Origin of the sequence: uncultured Devosia sp. (genome assembly GCF_913055165.1) — a bacterium.
GTDB lineage: Bacteria > Pseudomonadota > Alphaproteobacteria > Rhizobiales > Devosiaceae > Devosia.
This window is the reverse complement of sequence record NZ_CAJXJS010000060.1, coordinates 1-21130: the sequence shown is the minus strand read 5'-3', so window position 1 is coordinate 21130 and position 21130 is coordinate 1. Positions and strand designations below refer to the sequence as shown.

At 63.3% G+C, this 21130-nt stretch carries 22 protein-coding genes; 17 read left to right on the top strand and 5 right to left on the bottom strand.

The window, feature by feature from the left end; genetic code table 11:
- From QZ564_RS15830 to QZ564_RS15815, 4 genes are all read left to right on the top strand, one after another.
- The coding region (locus QZ564_RS15830) for a hypothetical protein (protein ID WP_297112062.1) at positions 1-201 on the top strand (201 nt) is incomplete at its 5' end.
- A gap of 287 nt (positions 202-488) precedes the next feature.
- Positions 489-917 (top strand): hypothetical protein, encoded by a 429-nt coding sequence (locus tag QZ564_RS15825; RefSeq protein WP_297112060.1) that lies wholly within the window; start codon positions 489-491, stop codon positions 915-917.
- 5 nt (positions 918-922) lie between these two features.
- Complete coding sequence (locus QZ564_RS15820) at positions 923-1159, top strand: helix-turn-helix transcriptional regulator (protein ID WP_297112057.1); 237 nt, start codon at positions 923-925, stop codon at positions 1157-1159.
- A 90-nt stretch (positions 1160-1249) separates the two neighbouring features.
- Complete coding sequence (locus tag QZ564_RS15815; RefSeq protein ID WP_297112055.1) at positions 1250-2275, top strand: NAD(P)-dependent alcohol dehydrogenase; 1026 nt, start codon at positions 1250-1252, stop codon at positions 2273-2275.
- A gap of 6 nt (positions 2276-2281) precedes the next feature.
- Here the strand turns inward: QZ564_RS15815 and QZ564_RS15810 are convergent, their stop codons facing one another.
- Genes QZ564_RS15810 through QZ564_RS15800 form a run of 3 tightly spaced genes read right to left on the bottom strand, consistent with a single transcriptional unit; the run spans position 2282 to position 5253 of the window.
- Positions 2282-3313, bottom strand: coding sequence for a histidine kinase dimerization/phosphoacceptor domain -containing protein (locus tag QZ564_RS15810; RefSeq protein ID WP_297112053.1), 1032 nt, complete (start codon positions 3311-3313; stop codon positions 2282-2284).
- A 3-nt stretch (positions 3314-3316) separates the two neighbouring features.
- Positions 3317-3760 carry a response regulator gene (locus tag QZ564_RS15805; RefSeq protein ID WP_297112051.1) on the bottom strand — a complete coding sequence of 148 codons (444 nt, stop codon included), beginning with the start codon at positions 3758-3760 and terminating at the stop codon, positions 3317-3319.
- Positions 3757-5253: an ATP-binding protein gene (locus tag QZ564_RS15800; RefSeq protein WP_297112049.1), complete on the bottom strand. Its 1497-nt coding sequence runs from the start codon at positions 5251-5253 to the stop codon at positions 3757-3759. Before QZ564_RS15800 ends, QZ564_RS15805 begins: the two co-directional genes overlap by 4 nt.
- 201 nt (positions 5254-5454) lie before the next feature.
- On the opposite strand from QZ564_RS15800, the gene rsmH reads away from it, so the two are divergent.
- From rsmH to mraY, 6 genes are all read left to right on the top strand, one after another.
- Positions 5455-6456, top strand: coding sequence for a 16S rRNA (cytosine(1402)-N(4))-methyltransferase RsmH (gene rsmH, locus QZ564_RS15795; protein WP_297112047.1), 1002 nt, complete (start codon positions 5455-5457; stop codon positions 6454-6456).
- Positions 6453-6836, top strand: a complete 384-nt coding sequence (locus QZ564_RS15790) for a hypothetical protein (RefSeq protein ID WP_297112044.1) — start codon at positions 6453-6455, stop codon at positions 6834-6836. The genes rsmH and QZ564_RS15790 overlap by 4 nt, the downstream gene beginning before the upstream one ends.
- A complete protein-coding gene (locus tag QZ564_RS15785; RefSeq protein ID WP_297112042.1) occupies positions 6836-8572 on the top strand; it encodes a penicillin-binding protein 2 in 1737 nt (578 codons plus the stop codon). The genes QZ564_RS15790 and QZ564_RS15785 overlap by 1 nt, the downstream gene beginning before the upstream one ends.
- Positions 8573-8575: 3 nt before the next feature.
- Positions 8576-10018, top strand: coding sequence for a UDP-N-acetylmuramoyl-L-alanyl-D-glutamate--2,6-diaminopimelate ligase (locus QZ564_RS15780; RefSeq protein WP_297112040.1), 1443 nt, complete (start codon positions 8576-8578; stop codon positions 10016-10018).
- Positions 10019-10174: 156 nt separating this feature from the next.
- A complete protein-coding gene (gene murF / locus QZ564_RS15775; protein WP_297112038.1) occupies positions 10175-11566 on the top strand; it encodes a UDP-N-acetylmuramoyl-tripeptide--D-alanyl-D-alanine ligase in 1392 nt (463 codons plus the stop codon).
- A 26-nt stretch (positions 11567-11592) separates the two neighbouring features.
- Positions 11593-12678 (top strand): phospho-N-acetylmuramoyl-pentapeptide-transferase, encoded by a 1086-nt coding sequence (mraY, locus tag QZ564_RS15770; RefSeq protein ID WP_297112036.1) that lies wholly within the window; start codon positions 11593-11595, stop codon positions 12676-12678.
- Here mraY and QZ564_RS15765 read toward each other — a convergent pair.
- Together QZ564_RS15765 and QZ564_RS15760 are read right to left on the bottom strand one after the other, a co-directional pair.
- Positions 12675-13373, bottom strand: a complete 699-nt coding sequence (locus tag QZ564_RS15765) for an anti-sigma factor (RefSeq protein WP_297112034.1) — start codon at positions 13371-13373, stop codon at positions 12675-12677. The two genes, mraY and QZ564_RS15765, sit on opposite strands and share 4 nt — an antisense overlap.
- Positions 13370-13924, bottom strand: coding sequence for a sigma-70 family RNA polymerase sigma factor (locus tag QZ564_RS15760; RefSeq protein ID WP_297112032.1), 555 nt, complete (start codon positions 13922-13924; stop codon positions 13370-13372). The genes QZ564_RS15765 and QZ564_RS15760 overlap by 4 nt, the downstream gene beginning before the upstream one ends.
- Positions 13925-14077: 153 nt before the next feature.
- Here QZ564_RS15760 and QZ564_RS15755 point away from each other — a divergent pair, with 153 nt between their 5' ends.
- From QZ564_RS15755 to QZ564_RS15725, 7 genes are all read left to right on the top strand, one after another.
- Positions 14078-14863, top strand: coding sequence for a DUF4394 domain-containing protein (locus QZ564_RS15755; RefSeq protein ID WP_297112030.1), 786 nt, complete (start codon positions 14078-14080; stop codon positions 14861-14863).
- A gap of 191 nt (positions 14864-15054) precedes the next feature.
- Positions 15055-16215 carry a putative peptidoglycan glycosyltransferase FtsW gene (locus QZ564_RS15750; protein ID WP_297112064.1) on the top strand — a complete coding sequence of 387 codons (1161 nt, stop codon included), beginning with the start codon at positions 15055-15057 and terminating at the stop codon, positions 16213-16215.
- Entirely contained in the window at positions 16212-17330 is a 1119-nt protein-coding gene (gene murG / locus QZ564_RS15745) for an undecaprenyldiphospho-muramoylpentapeptide beta-N-acetylglucosaminyltransferase (protein WP_297112027.1), read from the top strand. The genes QZ564_RS15750 and murG overlap by 4 nt, the downstream gene beginning before the upstream one ends.
- A complete protein-coding gene (gene murC / locus QZ564_RS15740; RefSeq protein WP_297112026.1) occupies positions 17327-18745 on the top strand; it encodes a UDP-N-acetylmuramate--L-alanine ligase in 1419 nt (472 codons plus the stop codon). The genes murG and murC overlap by 4 nt, the downstream gene beginning before the upstream one ends.
- On the top strand, positions 18742-19662 hold the full coding sequence (locus tag QZ564_RS15735) for a D-alanine--D-alanine ligase (protein WP_297112024.1): 921 nt from the start codon (positions 18742-18744) through the stop codon (positions 19660-19662). The genes murC and QZ564_RS15735 overlap by 4 nt, the downstream gene beginning before the upstream one ends.
- Positions 19650-20534, top strand: a complete 885-nt coding sequence (locus QZ564_RS15730; protein ID WP_297112021.1) for an FtsQ-type POTRA domain-containing protein — start codon at positions 19650-19652, stop codon at positions 20532-20534. Before QZ564_RS15735 ends, QZ564_RS15730 begins: the two co-directional genes overlap by 13 nt.
- The coding region (locus QZ564_RS15725) for a cell division protein FtsA (protein WP_297112019.1) at positions 20531-21130 on the top strand (600 nt) is incomplete at its 3' end. The genes QZ564_RS15730 and QZ564_RS15725, both read left to right, overlap by 4 nt.

The following is a 21130-nucleotide window of genomic DNA, read 5'->3' as shown; positions in this document are numbered from 1 at the left end:
GGGCTGAGAATTGACCTGATATCGTACCTTTCCTTGAGCCGCTTCGTTGCGAGCTTGGATGAAGTCATTTCCAACCTTATGGCGCCAGCTCCTGCGAACATCCTAGAGCAATATCGGCGGCTAAAAATTACAGCGCCGTCCGTTGACGGCGTGGCTGCCACAATGTTGCGTGACGCCGACGCCCTAGCCACACTGGAATAACGCCTCGCAAACTCTGATGCGGATTTGCCTTGTCAGGCACATGGGTGATGTCGGGTTTCGCTCGGACATTTCCGAAAGCCGCCTGACAGCAACCCACCCCAAATCAGCCATTCAGGTACAGAGCCGGCCTAGATCCCGCCCCAGCCTCTACGGCGTTTGATCCCACCTGGTTTTGCCGTTTCTGATCCACACATTGTCGGTCTTTCGCGACATATTGTATGAAATAATTGACTCTGTGTCTTGTTTCGCATACTTTGCGCCCAAGTGATAGGACATGGATTTGTGAGATGACCTCGAAGGAAATGATGGCCTGGGTGCAGTTGCTGGGCGTTGCTGTGGTGGGGGGCTGGCTGGGCTGGGATGCGCTCAATGGCGGGGCGGTGGGCTCGGCGGCCGAGATTGCGCAGAAGCTGCTTTGGGCGGTTGGGGCCATGATCGGGTTCAATATTGTGGGCGCGATCATCGGGACCATTGTGGTGTCGATTGCCCAGCGCGAGGAACTCAAGGATGAACCCTCTGACGAGCGCGACCACCTGGTTTCGGCCAAGAGCCAGCGCAACAGCGCGATAGCCACCTCGATCCTGGCGGCGCTGGCCCTGATCCCGCTGGCCATGGGGGTCGATGTGACCCTGGCCATATATGCCCTGTTCGTGGCTCCCGTGGCCGGTGGCACGATCAATGCGGCATCCGAACTCTATTACTACCGGACGATGTAAGCGCGATGGGCAAGGGACAAGCCAATGTCAGCAATACCATCCGCACGCTGCGCTTTCATGCCGGGGAGATGACCCAGGCGGCGCTGGCCGAGAAAGTGGGCGTGACGCGCCAGACAATCGTGGCCATCGAACAGGGGCGCTATTCGCCCTCGCTGGAAGTGGCCTTCCGCATCGCCCATGTGTTCGGCGTTGGCATCGATGAGGTGTTCAAATGGACGCCGCCCGAGGCCGACGGGGCCTGAGCCGGGCCGGCGCCTGAACCGACTGATACTAGGCGAGCAATCCGACGCGGCCGCCGGTCGCGCGCGCAAACACGCCAGGGAGACAGGCCAATGAAAGTTGCCGCGCAAGACCGCTATGGCGGCCCCGAAGTCATCAGCATTGTCGAGCGCGCCAAGCCGGTGCCGGGGGCCGGCGAAGTGCTGGTGGCGGTGCATGCCAGCACGGTGACGCTGGCCGACTGCGCCTTCCGCAAGGCTGATCCGTTCATCGTGCGGTTCTTCGGCGGCCTGTTCCGGCCCAAGCTCGACGTGCTGGGGGATGACATTGCCGGGGTGGTGGCGGAAGTCGGGCCCGGCGTGACCCGCTTTGCGGCGGGTGACCGCGTCCATGGCTGTACCGGGGCGAGCCTCGGGGGCATGGCCGAATATGTGTGCGTCAAGGAGAGCGCGGCCCTGGTCAAGGTGCCCGAGGGGGTGGACCTGATTCCGCTGGGCGGCATGAGCTACGCTTACCTGACTGCCATGCCGTTCATCCGTGACGAGGCGAAGGTGAAGCCGGGCGACCATGTGCTGATCAATGGCGCGGCCAGCAGCGTGGGCGCAATGGCGGTGCAACTGGCGCGGCATTTCGGTGCCGAAGTGACGGCGGTGGCCTCGGCACGGCATCGGGCGCTGGTGGAGCGGCTCGGTGCCAATCACTTCATCGACCGGCAGAGCGCTGATTTCACCCATATTAGCGGGGCCTATGACGTGGTGTTCGACGCGGTGGGCAAGTCGGGCTTCAAGGACAGCGCGGCGTGCCTGAAGCCGGGCGGGATCTACCTCACGACGGTACCGAGCTGGGGCATTTTCTGGTTGATGCTGACCGGGGGCCGGCGCGGCAGCAAGCGGGGCAGGCTGGCCACGACCGGGCTCAGGGCCGAGACGGACAAGCTCAAGGACCTCCACATCCTCAACCGGCTGCTGGAGCAGGGAGCGATCCGGCCGGTGACGGACCGGACATTTCCGCTCGACCAGATCGTGGAGGCGCACCGCTATGTGGAGCGGGAGGTGAAGGCCGGCGATGTGGTGGTGACCATGCCGGTGGCTGAGGCCCCGCTGTTGCTGCCGGGCGGGGGACAGCAAGCGCCGGCGTGAGGGCGCTCAGGCCTCGAAACTCACCAGCACCTGGGTGCCGGGGCCTTCGCCATGGGTGACATCGGCCTCAAGACTGGACGCCATGGCCTTGACGATGCGGCTGCCAAGGCCGGTGCCTTGCGGGCGACCGGCGCCAGTCCAGCCGATGCCGTCGTCCTCGACCACAAGGCGCACCCTGGTCCCGTCGCGGCGGACGCGCACGCGAACCTCGCCGGGCTCGCGGCCAACATAGGCATATTTAAGCGCATTGGTGACCAGTTCGGTGACGATGACCCCCAGGGAAGCGACCTTTTCGGTGGGCAGGGGGAAGCCTTCGACGTCCAGGCGGATGCTGGCGGTGCGGCCATCGGCCTGCAGGGAGTTTTCCAAATCGCCGACCAGGCTGTTGAGATAGTCGCCCAATTGCACGGTGCGGACGTCGTCGGAGGTGTAGAGGTGGCGGTGCACCCCGGCGATGGCCTGGATGCGCATCTGGGTTTCAGCCAGGGCGCGCTTGGCCTCGGGGTCCTCGACCGCGTTCGATTGCAGGCCGACAAGCGCGGCGACCATGGCCAGGGAATTGCCGACGCGGTGATTGACCTCGCCGAGCAGCATTTCGGCGCGCTCGCGGGCTTCCTGGGTTTCGCGCTCCGCCTTGGCCTTGGCGCGGCTGAGGCGCACATGCTCGATGGCGTGGTCGATGGCCGCCACCAATAGCGGCATGAAGTCCTCGGAACCGGACTTGGGCACGAAATCTGTGGCGCCGGCCTTGAGGGCATTGACCGCGATCGACATTTCCGAGGAGGCGGTGACATAGACCGTGGCGGGGCGGTCCTCCATGCCTTCCATGCCGTTGAGGACATCCAGGCCCGTGCCGGTGGGCAGGTAATGGTCGAGCGCCACCACATCGATGCCACCCTGGCGGATGATGTCGAGGCCCTCTTCGCCGGTGGGGGCGTGATCGAAATTGTAGCCGCGCCGCTGCATGGCCTTCTCGACCAGGCGGATCAGGCCCGGATCGTCATCGATATACAGAACATGCGGCGTGCGGTTGGGCATCGATCAGTCGGTCTCGGGGATCTGCATGACGGAGAAGAACAGGCCCAGCTGCTTGATGGCATTGGCAAAGCCATCATAGTCCACCGGCTTGGTGATGTAGACATTGGCGCCCAGGTCGTAGCAGCGCTGGATTTCGCGCTGGTCGTCGGTGGTGGTCAGCACCACGACCGGCGAGCGCTTGGTGTGTTCGTTGCCCTTGACCTTTTCGAGAATGTCGATGCCGGTCATGTCGGGCAGGTTGAGGTCGAGCAGCACCAGCAATTGCCGGCCCTTGTTGACCAGGCCCGAGCCATCGGGGCCGAGCAGATAGGCCAGGGCATCGGTGCCATTGGTGAAGGGCACAATCTCATTGGCGACACCGGCGCGGCGGATGTTTTTCTCAATGAGACGGGCGTGTCCGTCGTCGTCCTCGACCATGATGATGGTGACGGGCCGTGCGTTATTCATGCGCCTAGTCTCCCGATGAAGCCGCGGGAATCGCGCGGCAGATTGATGATGAACGTGGTGCCTTCGCCCAGTCTGGACGTCAATGTAACGTCGCCGCCCAGGCTGCGCACCATGGTACGAACATGGGCCAGGCCAATGCCTTCACCCGGATTGTTCTGGGACCCGGAGCGCCGGAACAGCTCGAACACACGCTCGTGGTCGGTTTCGGCGATGCCGCGGCCATTGTCCTCGATCTCGATGATCACCCGGTTGCCCGGAACATGGCGGGCCCGGATGCTGACACGGAGCGGGCGGCCCGGCTCCTGGTATTTGATGGCATTGTCGAGCATGTTGCCCAGGATCTGCTCGATCGAGAGGCGATCGGTAATCATCTTGCCGACGCGAATGTCGGACTGGATGTCCCCATCATTGTCGGCCACCTGATGGTGCACGGCGGCGGCGCTGGTCTCGACCACTTCGGACAGCTCGACCGGTTCGGGGTTGAGCTGGCGCCGGCCCTCGCGGGAAATCTTGAGGATGGCGTTGATCAAGCCGTCCATCTTGCGGGTGGCGGCGCGGATGAAGGTGATGGCCTCCGGCAGGTCCTCGGTGGCCGCGAGACGGGCCTGGCTGGCCACCGGGTCGGCCTCATCGACCGGCTGGGTGTCCATATAGGACCTGACCTCTTCGACGCTGGTCTCGAGCTCGGCGGTAAAGCCCATGATGTTGACCAGTGGCGCGCGCAGATCGTGGGTAACGATATAGGCGAAGCGCTGGATTTCCTCATTTGCCTTGCCCAGGTCGGAGGTGCGTTCGCGCACCCTTTCCTCAAGACTGGCATTGGCTTCCTCCACGGCGCGGCGGGCATTGGCCAGTTCCTGGGTATAGCTGAGCACGGCCCAGATGGCCCCGGCGACGACCATCAGGATGACCAGGCCGCCAATGAGTGACACCAGGCGCAAGGCTTCGCCGGTCGAGCGCTGGTTGCCGACTCCTTCGACAAGTCGATTGTCGACGGCGGTGATGAGAGCGTCGATGAAGCCCATGATGGCTGTCATCGCCTGCTGGCCCTCGTCGGTGCGGACGCGTGCAATCGCCTCTGCGACTTCGTTGGAGCGCGCCAGGGCAATGGTGGTGTCCATTTCCTTGAGCTTGAAGGTAACGTCCGCCTCCAGTTGGCGAACCGGTTCGGCGGCGACGTCGTAGGGGGCGAGCACCTGTTTTAGGGCCTCCACCTGTTCAAGCGCGCGCGGACGAGCCTGCTGGTAGGGTTCGAGATAGGTCTCTTCCAGAGTGAGCAGATAGCCGCGCTGGCTGGATTCCATGTCCAGCAGCGAGGCGCGCAGATCGACAGCGGCGCGCCGGGCGATGCGCGCTTCGGTGACCTCGTCCAGATAGACCTGGGAGCGATCGGCGAGCCAAACGCTCGTGCCGACGATTCCCACGAGCGCCAAGAGGCCGACAAGCAGCAAAATGGCGGTGGACCGCACGAATGTCTTGCTCGTTATCGGCATGAGTTCCCCGGAGTGGCCAGACCTTCATCGCCCGAACGCGGGTTGAGGGCAATATGCATAGATTAAGTCGCAGGCGAAAAACTATTGGCCCAGAAGGCGCGACCGGACGCGCATGGGAAACAGAATCTTAAGCGTCACTGTGCAAGATCGGCGATCAGTTTAAGTAACCGGTCTGCCGGCCGGAGTGGAGTGTTAGCGGATATGGGCAAGCCTTCCCTGCCCGAAACCGAGGAGCCGGGCGGACCGCATGTGCCCGTACTGCTGGAGGAGGTGCTGGCGGCGCTGATGCCGGTGGCCGGCCGTCGCATCGTCGATGGAACCTTCGGGGCAGGGGGATATTCGCGGGCGCTTCTGGAAGCAGGTGCGGACGTTATCGGCATCGATCGCGACCCTTCGGTCATGCCGCATGTTGACGCCCTCAAGGCCGATTTTCCTGATCGCTTCTCATTTGTGGCTGGCACATTCTCTGAGCTGGACAATCTGGTCGCAGACCTCGGCACGGTCGATGCGGTCGTGCTCGATATCGGTGTCTCCTCGATGCAGCTCGATCAGGCAGATCGCGGTTTTTCCTTCATGCGCGAGGGGCCCCTCGACATGCGTATGAGCCGCGCCGGAACGAGTGCTGCGGATCTGGTCAACGGGCTGGAAGCCGACGCCTTGGCCAATCTGCTCTATGCCTTTGGCGAGGAGCGAAAGTCGCGGCGCATTGCCCAGTTTATCGTGGCCGCGCGTCAGGATGCCCCAATCGCCACGACGCTGGAGCTGGCCCGCATTGTCGAGAAGGCCATTGGCCGCAAACCGGGTGACGCCCATCCGGCAACGCGCACGTTCCAGGCGCTGCGGATCGCCGTCAATGGTGAGTTCGACCAATTGGTTGAGGGCCTGTTCGCGGCCGAGCGCCTGCTGAGAGAAGGCGGACGGCTTGCCGTGGTGAGTTTCCATTCGCTCGAGGACCGCATCGTCAAGCGCTTCTTTGATCCGGACAAGGGCGGGCCGACCGCTTCGCGCCATCTGCCGCAGGTGGAAACGGCCCCGCGGCGTTGGCATCCGGTTGCCAAGGCGGTGAAGTCCGGCAAAGCCGAACTGGCGCGCAATCCACGTGCCCGGTCCGCGGTACTGCGCAGCGGTGTGCGAACCGGCGAACCAGCACGCGATGTTGATCTAACAGGCCTGGGTGTTCCGCAAATCAGGGGCGCCGCATGATCCGCAATCTCAATATTTTCCTCCTGTGTGTGTCGGTTCTCATGCTGGCTGGGGTCTATGCGCTCAAGTTCTCCATCGAGGGCACTGCGTCCGAACGCAGCGCGCTGGTTGCCCATATCGAGGAGCAGGAAGGGCAACTCTCGCTGCTCAAGGCCGATTGGGCGGTATTGAACCAACCCGGACACATCGACCCCATCGTGAAGCGCCACCAGGCGGAACTGGCGATCGGTCCGGTGCAACAGGAACAGTTTGGCTCCTTCACGGCGCTGCCCATGCGCCCGGCCAAGCCGGACACTGCCGCAATGGACGCGCTGTTCGCGGCCATTACCGAGGGGATCGACCCGATCGATGCCATTCTCCAGATGGAGGGCATCGAATAATGGCCGTTGCCGCGGAAGACTTCGCCCAGACGATTGCCCTCGATGGCGCGCGCAAGCAGCGCGGAAACCTGACCCAGGCCCGTATCCGCTGGATGGTGCTGGCAGTGGTGCTGGGACTGGGACTGGTGAGCGGGCGTCTGGTGCAGCTGGGCATGGCCGAAACCGACCAGACCATCGAGGGGCAGACCCGCGACGTCATCACCGCCACGCGCCCGCCGATACTGGATCGGAACGGGCTGGAAATGGCCGTCGATATTCGGGTGCCTTCGCTCTATGCCGAACCACGCCGGATAATCGATGTGGAAGAGGCCGTGCGGAAGCTGCGCACGGTGCTGCCCGATATCGATGAGGAATGGCTGCGCAACCGGCTCACGGGCGACCAGGGTTTCGTCTGGGTCAAACGCGAGCTGACACCGGCGATTCAGGACGCCGTGATGCGGCTGGGTATTCCAGGCATCGACTTCATTACCGAGTCCAAGCGCTTCTACCCGGGAATGAACGAGGCCGCGCACATTCTGGGATCCACCAATGTGGACAATCAGGGTATTGCCGGCATCGAGCGACACATGGACAGCGAGTCCGTAGCGCTTTTGCAGGAGCTTGGATTGGCGCGAGGCAATGCGCTTGCGCCCGTCGAACTCAGCGTCGACATGCGAGTGCAGCATGTGATGCACGAGCAGCTCATGGATGCCATGACGCGCTATCAGGCGATCGCGGCGGCCGGCGTGATGATGGACATTCATACCGGCGAGATCATTGCCCTGGCCTCCGTGCCCGATTTCAATCCCAATGAGCCGGCGACAGCATTGGTCAAGGATACGTTCAACCGTATCACCTCGGGCATTTTCGAGCCGGGCTCGATCTTCAAGACGGTGACCATGGCGGGGGCGCTGGACAGTGGTTCGGTGCAGATCACCGACCAGTTCGATGCCCGCTACGGCATCCGTTTCGGGCGCTACACGATCGACGATTTCCACGGCAAGCACCGCATTCTGGCCTTGCCGGAGGTCTACAAATACTCATCCAATATCGGCACGATCCGCATCATGCAGGCGATGGGCAAGGACAATTACCGCGCCTTCCTCAGCCGCATGAAGTTCGATCAGCGGGTGGAGTTCGAGCTGCCCGAAATGCGCGTTCCCACCGTACCTGACAGCTTTTCGGAAGTGGCCGCGGCAACCGCCTCGTTCGGGCACGGCCTTTCGGTGTCGCCACTGCATATGGTGACGGCCTATGCCGCCTTCGTGAATGGCGGTAACTACATTTCGCCAACGCTTTACAAGCGTGATGTCGCCGAGGCCGAAGCGCTTTATGAACGCGTGCTGCGCCCGGAAACCAGCGCTTATCTGCGCTATCTGATGCGTCTCAACGCCATTTCGACCGGCGGGTCGGGTTCACAGATGAACAAGGCAGCGCAGGGCTATCGCGTCGGCGGCAAGACCGGCACGGCCGAGAAGGTGGTGGACGGCCGCTATTCGTCCAGCAAGGTGACGAACTTCTTTGCTTCGGCCTTCCCGCTCGACAATCCGCGCTATGCCATGGTGATCATGGTCGACGAACCCAAAGCGGAAAATGCGCAATCGGGTACCACGGCGGGCTGGAATGCCGGCACGGTAACCGGCCGCGTGGTACAGCGCGTGGCGCCCATGCTTGGCATTGCCCCGGATTTCAGCGAGGTGGTGGATCAGCAGATCGTGCCGGCGGAAGTCAGACAACTCTATCCAGAAGGATTTTGATCGGTGTCTCTCAGCGTAACGCAGTTGCTCGAAGGTTCCGGCGCGCGGCCCAAGAAAGGGCTGGGCGCGGTCTTCGGGCTGAATTCGGACAGCCGGCGGATCGAGCCCGGCGATATCTTCTTTGCCCTGCCCGGTGCCAAGGTGCATGGCAACCAGTTCGTTGCGGACGCTGTGGAACGCGGTGCGCTGGCCATTGTGACCGATACGGCGCCACCGGGCGACCCCGGGGTGCCCGTGATCATCGTCAAGGATGTGCGAGCTGCCTATGCGCGCGCGGCCAGCCGCGTATTCGAGCCGCAGCCCGAAATCCTGGTTGCGGTGACGGGCACCAATGGCAAGACGTCGGTCGCCTCCTTCGTGCGGCAGATATGGGACCACGCCGGGGTTCCTGGCGCCAGCATCGGCACGCTGGGTATAGAGACATCCAAGCGCCGGATCGAAGGGGCGCTGACCACGCCGGACTCGCGGACACTGCACCAGGCGATGCGGGCGCTCAAGGCGCAGGGCATCGACCATGTAGCGCTGGAAGCCTCCAGCCATGGCCTGGATCAGCACCGGCTGGACGGCATTCACTTCGAGGCAGTGGCCTTCACCAATCTCAGCCGCGACCATCTCGACTACCATGCGGACATGGACGAGTACCGCAATGCCAAATTGCGGCTGTTCACCGACCTCCTGGTCGATGGTGGCGCGGCGATCGTCAATGTCGACGATCCCGAGCACGAGCAGTTCATGTTCGCGGCGCTGTCGGCCAGCGCGACGCTGCTGACGGTGGGACGCGAGGGGGCCTATATCGAAATCCTCTCGATCAAGCCAGAGGGCTATGGCCAGCGCGTGGAAGTGCGCCATATCGGCGAGAAGGTCAGTTTCCATCTCAAGATTCCGGGCGAGTTCCAGGTATCGAACGCCTTGATTGCGGCGGCGCTGGCGATGTCTGCCGGTGTCGACAAGGCCGATGCCTTTGCCGCGCTGCCCGAGCTGGTGGGTGCGCGCGGGCGGCTCGAATTGGTTGCCGAGCACAATGGCGCGGCTATCTTCGTGGACTATTCGCACAAGCCCGAGGCCCTGCGTGTGGCGCTGCAGACGCTCCGGCCCTATGCCAAGAACAAGCTCCATGTGGTGTTCGGCTGCGGCGGGGACCGCGACAAGGGCAAGCGCCCTCAAATGGGCGAAATTGCCAGCGAGCTTGCCGATGTGGTGATCGTGACCGACGACAATCCGCGTACCGAGGACCCGGCCGCCATTCGCGCCGAGGTTTTGACCGGAGCGAAGGGGGCAACCGAAATTGGCGACCGCAAGCAGGCGATCGAAAAGGCCGTCAAATCCCTCAAGCCGGGAGATGTGCTGCTCGTCGCGGGCAAGGGGCACGAGACCTACCAGATCGTCGGCACGACCAAGTCGCACTTCTCGGATCATGAAGTGGTCGCGGCGGCCGTCAAAGGCTGACGGCGCTTTTCCGGCACACCCGACGCGGCACCTCCCCCTTGACGGGGGCGGTCGGGTGGGGGTGGTGACCAGGCACGACCTTTCGTTGTACACGATCCCCCTTCCCAACCCTCCCCGCATGGGGGAGGGTGTTGTACCGAGCTCGCGGCCACACCCATGACCCCACCTCTCTACACGCTTGATGCCGTGCTGGCCGCAACCGGTGGCAAGGCGTCGGGACTCTCCACTACCGAGATCAATTCCATCTCCATCGACAGTCGTGAGCTGGGGCCCGAGGCATTGTTCGTCGCCATAAAAGGTGACCGGTTTGACGGGCACGATTTTGTCGATACGGCTTTGGAAAATGGCGCTGTGGCGGCGCTGGTCAGCCGGGGTGAGGGGGAAGGGCGGATCGTGGTGCCCGACGCGCTTGCTGGCCTGCGCGACCTGGCGATTGTGGCACGGGAGCGGAGCCGGGCCTTTATCGTGGGCGTTACGGGCAGCGTGGGCAAAACGACCACCAAAGAGGCGCTGCGTGTCGTGTTCGAGGCGGCGGGGGAGACGCATGCGTCGATCAAGAGCTTCAACAATCACTGGGGCGTGCCGCTGATGCTGGCGCGGATGCCCGAGACGGCGCAATTCGGCGTATTCGAGATGGGCATGAATGCGCCTGACGAAATCCGTCCCCTGAGCCAATTGGTGCGACCGCATGTGGCGGTGATCACCGCGATCGCTCCGGCGCACCTGGAGAAGCTGGGGAGCCTTGACAATATCGCTCGGGCGAAGGCGGAAATCTTCGAGGGGCTGGAGCCGGGCGGCATCGCAGTGCTCAATGCCGATCATCCGCAGATCAACCTGCTGCTGGAACTGGCGGCGGCGGCCGGGGTGGGCCGGATTGTGACCTATGGCTTTGCCCGCGGGGTGGATTGGCAGATCACGGAGGCCGAATTTGCAGGTGACCGGAGCTTTGCCACCAATGTTCATGGCGAGGAGCGGTATGCGCTGTCCATCGCGGTGGCCGGGCGGCACATGCTCTCCAACGCCACGGCGGCGCTAGCCGTGGCGCATCTGGCCGGCATTGAGCCGGAAACGGCCTTGCGTGCCCTTGGCGGGTTTGGAGCGCAGGCGGGCAGAGGGCAGCGGCTGGCGCTGGGGCCGGACGACAGGCCGCTGCTGCTGATTGACGAGAGCTACAATGCCAATACCGCCTCGATGGGCGCGGCGCTGGACGTGTTTGCCTCGGTGCGCGCGCCGGATGGCCGGAAGGTGCTGGTGCTGGGGGATATGCTTGAGCTGGGAGAGGCCGCCGCATCCATGCATGCCGGCCTTGCCGACGCGGTGCGGAACAGCGGGGCGGACCTGGTGCATCTGGTGGGGCCCAACATGGCGGCACTGGCGGCGGCGCTGCCGCGGGGCTTGGCCACACAGCACCACAACTCCATTGGAGTAGGCATGGAGGCCATCCTGGGCGATCTTGCCTATGGCGACGCAGTTATGATCAAAGGGTCCAACGGCGTGGGCCTATCGCGCCTCGTCACCGAAATCAAATCGCGCTTTGCGCAGAGCTGACACACCCGAAAGCGTAGCAGACAAGAATGCTCTATTTCCTTGGCCAATTGGGTGAGCAGCTCGCCGCCTTCAATGTGTTCCGCTACATCACCTTCCGCACGGCGGGCGCGGTGGTGACGGCCCTGTTCTTCGTGTTCCTGTTCGGGCCGGGCATGATCGCGCTCTTGCGCGTCAAGCAGGGGCGGGGGCAGCCGATCCGCGAAGACGGGCCGGCGGGTCACCTGTTGACCAAGAAGGGCACGCCCACCATGGGCGGGCTGATGATCCTTTCGGGCGCGGTGATCTCGACCCTGCTGTGGTCAAACCTGACCAATGGCTATGTCTGGGTGGTGCTGTTCGTAACCATCGGCTTTGGCGCCATCGGGTTCTACGATGACTATCTCAAGGTCAAGCGGATGAGCCATACCGGGTTCGGCTCGAAACAGCGACTGATTCTGGAAGCGCTGATCGGCGGCATTGCGGCCTTCTTCATCTCCCAGTTGGCGTCCGGCGCCTATGGCACGTCGCTGTTGTTTCCGTTCGTCAAGGATCTGGCGCTGAACCTTGGCTATTTCTACATCCTGTTCGGCGGCTTCGTTGTCGTTGCGGCCGGCAATTCGGTCAATCTCACCGACGGGCTGGATGGCCTGGCCATCGTGCCGGTGATGGTGGCGGCGGCCTGTTTCGGGCTGATCGCCTATCTGGTGGGGTCGCAGAACTACGCAGACTATCTGCTGCTCAACGCGGTGCCGGGCACGGCCGAGCTGGCGGTGGTCTGCGGGGCGCTGATCGGGGCGGGGCTGGGCTTTCTGTGGTTCAATGCGCCGCCGGCGCAGATCTTCATGGGTGATACCGGGTCGCTGGCCCTGGGCGGTGCGCTTGGTACGATTGCCGTGGCGACCAAGCACGAAATCGTGCTGGCCATCATAGGCGGGCTATTCGTGCTCGAGACCGTGTCGGTGATCGTGCAGGTGACCTCGTTCCGGCTGACCGGCAAGCGCGTGTTCCGCATGGCACCGATCCATCACCATTTCGAGCATCTGGGCTGGACCGAGAGCCAGGTGGTGATCCGGTTCTGGATCATCTCTTTCGTGCTGGCGTTGATCGGGCTGTCGAGCCTGAAATTGCGTTAGAGCGGCATCTTGGCGAAACCCTTGACCAGGATTGGTCCGGTCGGGCGACCTGTCGGGGAGCCGCCGGATGGCTCAAGCGTGATCTCATAGAGCTGGCCGGGTTCAGGCGGCGGCAAATCGGGCCCGGACAGGGAAAGCGTGGCCGGATCATCAAAAATGCCCATGGAAACCGGGCCGGTTTCGGGATCGGGCAGGGTCCAGACCTGATAGACCCGGTCGGCGGGGCGAGCGGTCAGGTCAAACGGGACGAGACGAATGGTGTCATCGGCATAGGCCTCGACAATGGCCCCCGGTTCAGAGCCGTCTTCGGACAGGAGGACCGCGATCATCACGGGTTGGCGCGAGGTCGTCAGGTGTGTCCCGGTCAGGTAGCCGACCGCCAGCGCGATCACAATACTGGCGGCCATGCCCAGACGCCGGGTCCAGTGATTGTCATTGGCAGAGCGATTGAGAGCAGGCTGGGCCTGTTCGGCATTGGGCCCATCGAGACGATCGGCGATGCGCTGCCACAGAGCCGGGCCGGCGGGTAGTTCGCCTGCGGTGTCGTCAAGCGTTTCAAGCTGGGCTTGCAGTTTTGCAACGGCAGTGGCCAATTCGGGTTCATTGGCGAGGCGGGCTTCGAACGCCTGCGCTTGGCTGTCTTCGAGCAGGCCCAGGACATACTCGCCAATCTGTTCGCGATCTTGCGGGGTCATGCCAGACACTCCTGCAAGGCGACGACGCCACGCCGTACCCACGACTTGATGGTGCCCAGCGGCACGTTCATGGTAGCCGCCGCCTCACCGTGGTTGAGGCCTGTGACATAGCAGAGCAGCACGGCCTCGCGCTTGGAGGCGTCGAGCGCCTCGAGGCAGTGCCGGAGGGCGTCCCTGGCAGACAGGGCATCGAAGGCTGCGCGCACATCGGCCGTTCGGTCGCCCAGTTCGGCCAGTGTCTCGCCGTCCTTGTAGTCTATGCGGGCGCCGTCGCGCAGCATGTTGAGAGCGCGGTTGCGGGTCATGACCGTCAGCCAGCCGCGCGCCGTGCCCTTGGACCGATCATAGCTGCCGGCATTACGCCAGACGGAGAGAAACACCTCCTGAATAGCTTCTTCGGCTAGGTCGCGACGGCGCAGGATGCGTTGAGCGATCGCCAGCAGGCGCCCCGATTCAGCCTCGAATAATTGGGCCAAGGCGGCGCGCTCGCCCCCGGCGATCTTCGGAATTAGGTCTTCGGGGGCGGGATGTGGCTTCATGGTGTGGAGCATGGTGGCAAATATCTCTCCTGTCGATTACCCGCCAGCCGGTCTTCTGGATGCAGCGCAAAAGTTTTTTTCCGGCCGCTGCATCCGGGGGCGACCGCCCATGTGTACCCCTCTCGTAAACGCGCTCAAGAAGCGCATCACAGAGGAGACGTTCAAATGACTGCATCTTCCCTCACTGCCCTTCGCGCTGCCCTGATCCTGGGCGCGGCTGGCCTCGCCACCAGCGCCTATGCCGCGCCGGCTGTCGGCCTTGTCGGCGAAAGCACCCTGGTCATGTTCGATACGGAAACCCGTGAAGTCTCGGGCACGATGGAAGTCACCGGTGTTGACGCGCTCGCAGGCATCGATGTCCGCCCGGCAGACAAGATGCTTTATGGCGTGACGCTGTCCGGCGATGTCGTGACTATCGACACCGCATCGGGTGCTGCGACCGTGAAGTCGACCCTGTCGGAAATGCTGCCCAGCTATGAGGGCGCCATTGTCGATTTCAACCCGATGGCAGACCGCCTGCGCCTGATGAGTACTGACGGCATCAATCACCGCGTCAATGTCGATGATGGCATGGTGACCGTGGACGGTTCGCTGGCCTTTGAAGAGGCCGACATGCATGCCGGCGAGGCTCCGGACATTGTCGAAGCGGCCTATATCAATTCCTATGGCAAGCCCGAATCGACTGCTATGTATGACATCGACGCGACCATCGCGGCGCTGATCCAGCAGATTTCGCCCAATGACGGCACGCTGGCGGCCATCGGCAAGCTCGGCGTGGAAGGTTCTGCCTATGCCTTCGACATCGCCACCACAGAAGACATGACCAATACGGCATTCCTGACGATCGACAATGTGCTGCACACGGTCGACCTGGAAAGCGGTACGGCCGAGGCCTGGGGCCCGATTGAAGGCGTTGATGGCATGATCACGGATCTCGCCATTCTGCAGTGACACCTGTCGCGTTGCCCCCGATCTCGTTCCGGGCTCGGGCGTATTGCAGGTGAAGCAGGGAAGGCCGCGGCATTGCCGTGGCCTTCCTTTTTGAGCGGGATTCGCAAAACGCAAAGGCCTTGGCAAATCGGTAACCAAGTCCTTGATACAGTCGATACAGTTTGTATCGCGTATCCGGTTCCTTCCCGATGATGTTCTCCCGCGCCGAAAAAACGCCTCTGGCCGAGTGGTGGTGGTCGATCGACCGCGAACTGCTGGGGGCGCTGATCATGTTGCTTACGGTGGGCATGGTCCTCAGCTTCGGGGCCAGCCCGGCCGTGGCTGAGCGCATCGGGTTGGATGAGTGGCATTTCGTGATCCGCCACGCCATGTTCTGCCTGCTGGCCGTGCCGGTGATGCTGGCGACCTCGCTGCTCAGTCAGCGCCAGGCCCGTTTCGTGGCCCTGGGCACGCTTGTGGTCATGACCATTCTGCTCTGGGCCACGCTGCATTTCGGTACAGAAGTCAAAGGCGCGCGACGCTGGATTTCGCTGGGGGGGCAGACCATCCAGCCGACGGAATTCGTCAAGCCGGCCTTTGCCGTGATCGGCGCCTGGCTGTTTTCGGAATACATGATCCATCGCAATGTGCCGGGCCGCGCTCTTGCCACCATCATCATGGTGGCGTTGGTGAGCGCCCTGCTGCTCCAGCCCGACCTGGGACAGACCGCCCTCGTCATGGCGACCTGGGCCGTGCTGCTGTTCTTTTCGGGCATCTCCTGGTGGATCATCATCGGGCTGGGCGGTGCTGCTGGTGGATTGCTGCTTGGCGCCTATGCCTTCTTTCCCCACTTTGCCCGCCGCATCGACTCTTTCGTCAATCCGGAAGACGGCAACACTTACCAGGTGGACAGGGCGCTGGAGTCGCTGATGGAGGGTGGATGGTTCGGACGTGGGCCGGGCGAGTCCATGGCCAACAGGCTCATCCCCGACGCTCATGCGGATTTCGTTTTTTCCGCGGCGGCCGGCGAGTTCGGCATTGTCTTCTGCATGGGTCTGGTGGCGCTGATCGGCTTTATCGCCATCCGCGCGATGCTGGCGGCGCAGCGTCAATCGAGCCTGTTTGCGCGCCTTGCCGCCTCGACCCTGGCGGCACAGTTCGCCATGCAGTCGGGCATCAATCTGGCAGTGAACCTGAACCTCATGCCGGCCAAGGGCATGACACTCCCCTTCGTGTCTTATGGCGGCACCTCGATGATCGCGGTCGCCTTCGGCATGGGGCTGATGCTGGCGCTGACGCGCACCAAGCCTGAGGAGCGTATGGTTACGGGCCTTCCCAGCTACCGCAGCGCCGTGGTAGCCCCCGCCGAATGAGTAACTTCGTTCTTATTGCAGGCGGCACTGGTGGCCACCTGTTCCCGGCCATGGCCCTGGCGCAGGAACTGATCCGACGCGGGCATACGGTCGAATTGATGACAGACCACCGGGTGGAGAGCTATGGCGCGGATTTTCCCGCCCGGCGCATCCACATCGTGCCGGCGGCAACGCCCTCGGGCGCCAATCTGGTAAGGTTGGTTGGTGCTGGCTTCACAATTCTGCGCGGCATCGGCACGGCCTGGAATGTGTTGCGCAAGCTGCGCCCCGATGCGGTGATCGGCTTTGGCGGCTACCCGACCTTCCCGCCCTTCATAGCAGCCAATCTGCTTGGCATTCCGGGCGTGCTGCATGAGCAGAATGCGGTGATGGGTCGCGCCAACAGGGCGCTGGCGCGGTTTGCCAATGTGCTGGCCATGAGCTTTCCGGTGACCCGCTTTGCCGAAAAGCAGACGCTCGAAAAGGTCCTGACCGGCAATCCGGTGCGCGACCGGGTACGGCCGCTGGCGGGCAGACCCTATCCGCGTCTGAATGAGAAGGGCACGATCCGCCTCGTTGTTACCGGTGGTAGCCAGGGAGCCCGCGCGTTGTCGGAAATCGTGCCGGCGGCCATTGCCTTGCTGCCGGACGACCTGCGCCACCGGCTGCACGTGTTGCAGCAGGCGCGGCCCGAGGATATCGAGCGCGTGGCGGAAAGCTATCGCAAGTCCCGCACCAGCGTGGAGTTGTCGAGCTTCATATCCGACCTGCCCGAACGGATTGCTGACGCGCATCTGGTGATCGGGCGGGCAGGGGCCTCGACCGTCAGCGAACTCTGCGTCATCGGCCGTCCAGCTATCCTTATTCCGCTGCCGGGATCGCTGGATTCGGACCAGAAGTACAATGCCCTGTTCATGGAAGAGGGCGGCGGCGGCTGGGTGGCCGAGCAGGCCACGCTTTCACCGCAATCGCTTGCCACTCGGCTTTCAGACCTTTTGACCCAGCCCGAAAAGCTGGCGACTGCCGCAACTGCCGCCGCTGCGCTGGGCCAGCCCCGCGCGGTGGAGAAGCTGGCCGACATCGCTGAAAAGCTGGGCAGCAAACAGACCCAGATCCAAGGGAGTGCCGAACCATGAAGATGCCCCGCAATATCGGGCCAGTCCATTTCATCGGCATTGGCGGTATCGGCATGAGCGGCATTGCCGAAATCCTGTACAATCAGGGCTACACCGTTCAGGGCTCGGACGCTTCCCTCAACCCCAATGTGCAGCGGCTGCGCGACATGGGGATCAAGGTCGAGATCGGCCAGAACGGCGACAATCTGGGCAAGGCCGAGGTGGTCGTGGTGTCCTCGGCGATCAAGAAGGACAATCCCGAACTGGTGGCCGCGCGCGCCAAGGCGCTGCCGATTGTGCGGCGAGCCGAAATGCTGGCCGAGATCATGCGCTTCAAGACCGCGATCGCTATTGGCGGCACGCATGGCAAGACCACGACGACGACGCTGGTGGCGACCCTGCTCGATGCCGGCAATCTCGATCCGACGGTCATCAATGGCGGCATCATCAATGCCTATGGCACCAATGCCCGGCTGGGCGGCGGCGAGTGGATGGTGGTTGAAGCCGATGAGAGCGACGGCACCTTCGTCAAGCTGCCTGCGGATGTGGCGGTCGTGACCAATATCGATCCCGAGCATCTTGATCACTATGGCAGCTTCGAAGGGGTGAAGAAGGCCTTCCACCAGTTCGTCGAGAACGTGCCGTTCTACGGCTTTGCGGTGATGTGCCTGGATCACCCGGAAGTGCAGGCGCTGGTTGGCGACATCCGTGATCGGCGTGTCATCACCTATGGCCGCAACCCGCAGGCCGATGTGCGGCTGATCGATCTGGAAAACCGGGACGGCGTCCAGCATTTCTCGGTCGAAATCCGCGACCGCATCCGCCAGACGCAATTGCGGATCGATGGGCTGGAGCTGCCCATGCCGGGCGTACACAACGCGCTCAATGCCACGGCGGCCATTGCGGTGGCCGATCAGTTGCATGTGCCGGCAGAGGCAATCCGCAAGGGGTTGAGGGAATTTACTGGAGTCAAGCGCCGCTTCACCAAGACCGGTGAGGTGGCCGGGGTGACGGTGATCGACGATTACGGCCATCACCCGGTGGAAATCTCGGCCGTGCTGAGGGCAGCGCGCCAGTCGGCCCGCCGTGACGTTGTGGCGGTGGTGCAGCCGCATCGCTACAGCCGCGTGCACGATCTATTCGACGACTTCGCCGCCTGCTTCAACGATGCCGATACGGTCATCGTGGCGCCGATCTATGCCGCCGGCGAGCAGCCGCTGCCGGGGGTCACGCATGAAGAGCTGGCCAACCGTATCCGCGCCCGCGGCCATCGGGATGCCCGGGTGATCGACCGGCCGGAGGCGCTGGCGCCGCTTCTGGCCTCAAGGGTCGAGGAGGGGGACTATGTGGTCTGCCTCGGCGCGGGCAACATCACGCAGTGGGCCGCGGCTTTGCCGGGTGAGCTGGAAGCGCTGATGGGGGCGACCGCCCCATGAGCAAACATGTCGCCGTCCTGATGGGCGGATGGTCCAATGAGCGGCCGGTGTCGCTGAGTTCGGGTACCGGTTGCGCCGCGGCGCTGCGCCGGGCGGGGTATCGCGTGACCGAAGTCGATGTCGGGCGCGACATTGCCAATGTGCTCTCAGAATTGAAGCCCGATGTGGCGTTCAACGCGCTGCATGGCCCCTTTGGGGAGAGCGGCATGATCCAGGGGCTGCTGGAGCTTCTGCAGATCCCTTACACCCATTCGGGCGTGCTGGCGTCGGCGCTGGCCATGGACAAGCACCAGTCCAAGATCATGTTCAGGGCGGCCGGCATTCCGGTGACTGACCATGTGATCGTCGGGCGGGCGGAAGCGGGCAAGGCGCATGTCATGCCGCCGCCCTATGTGATCAAGCCGATTGCTGACGGGTCGAGCTTCGGCGTCTTCATCGTCAAGGGCGAGACCAGTCACCCACCGCAGGAAATCCTGCGCGAGGACTGGAATTCTGGCGAGCAGGTGATGGTGGAGCGCTATATTCCGGGGCGCGAGCTGACCTGTGCGGTGATGGGCGATGTGGCGCTGGGCGTGACCGAGATCGTCACCGAACTGACCTTCTACAATTATGAGGCGAAATACGCCAAAGGCGGATCAGTTCACGTTATTCCGGCGGAGCTGAAACCGAAAATTTACGACAAAGTGCAGAAGATGGCACTGGCCGCCCATGCGGCCCTTGGCTGCCGCGGCGTGACCCGTACCGACTTCCGGTACAACGATGCGGTGGGCGAAGACGGCGAACTGGTCTGTCTGGAAATCAACACCCAGCCGGGCATGACGCCGACCTCACTGGTGCCCGAGCAGGCGGCTCACGCCGGGCACTCCTACGAAGAGCTGGTCTCCTGGATGGTGGAGGACGCGAGTTGCAACAGGTAAAGAGCGAGACCTTTCTCGCCGGGGCGCGGCTGGTGGACCCCCGCGCGCTGCCTGTTCCGATCCGCAAGCCGCGCCGGAAACTTGCCAATCACATCAATCGCGCCTGGGTGCTGCATGGCGGGCTGATCCGCCGGGGCGCCATGGTGGCGCTCGTGCTCGCCGCCGGGCTGGCCGTTTATCAGGTGCGGGAGCCGATCGGACAACTCGCCAATACACTGGGCGGGATTGCCCAGGGCAACTTCGCCCAGGCAGGTCTCGCCATCGGCGAAATATCGATCACCGGCCAGGCGCTGACCAGCGAACAGGCCGTTTTCGATGCGCTGGGCATCCAGCCGCATACTTCGACGCTGGGTTTCGACGTGGAGGCGGCGCGGCAGCGGATCGCCGAATTGCCGGCGGTCGAAACAGTCACGGTCCGCAAGACCTATCCGGGTGATGTTGAGGTCGTCATCTCAGAGAAGGTGCCGGTGGCACGCTGGGCTGTTGATGGGGTGACCTTCCTCATCGATGGCAAGGGTGACCAGATTGGCGAGGCCGCGGGAGGCTATGGGGCGCTGCCGCTGGTAATCGGGGATGGCGCGGCAGACGATGCGTTGGTGATGATCCGCGCGCTGGACGGTTTTCCTTCGCTGCAGGACGGGCTGGTGGCCCTTTCGCGCATTGCCGACCGGCGCTGGGACTTGATCTTCGATACCGGCCTCAGGGTGCAATTGCCCGAACAGGGCGTGGCCCAGGCACTGGCGCATCTGGTGTCCTACCAGAACGATTATCAACTTCTCGATCGCGACGTTTCCATCATCGATCTGCGCATCGACAGCGTCGTTGCCGTTCGTCCCAACAAGCCTGAAGACACCGAAGACTCTCAATCATGATAACCGACGCGATGACCTCCCGGCTGCGGCCGGTTCAGCCGGGTAAGGCGACGCTGGTAGCTGTGCTCGATATCGGCTCGACCAAGATTTGCTGCGTCATCGCGCGGCTGGTGCCACGCGCCGAGGGCAAGGCGCTCAAGGGGCGCACGCACCAGGCCGAGGTTATCGGCTTTGGTTATGGACCCTCGTCGGGGGTCAAGAGCGGTGTCGTGACCGATATCGACAAGGCCGAGCAGGCCATCCGCAATGTGGTCGGCATGGCCGAGCGCGCCGCGGGCCTGACGGTGGAAAGCGTGTTGGTCAACGTGACGGCCGGGCGGCTGGGTTCGGAGACGTTCTCGGCTGCTGTGTCGCTGGACGGGCAGGAGGTCGAGAAGACCGACATTTTCCGCGTACTCAAGGCGGTCAATTCGCGTTCGGTGCGGCCGGAGCGTTCGATTATTCATGCGTTGCCGATCGGTTACGCCCTGGATGGGCAGAAGGGCATTCGCGATCCCAAGGGCATGGTGGGCGAAAAGCTCGGCGTGGATGTTGCGGTGGTGAGCGCGGAAACGCTGGCCATGCGCAATCTCGAACTGGTGCTGCATCGCTGTCAC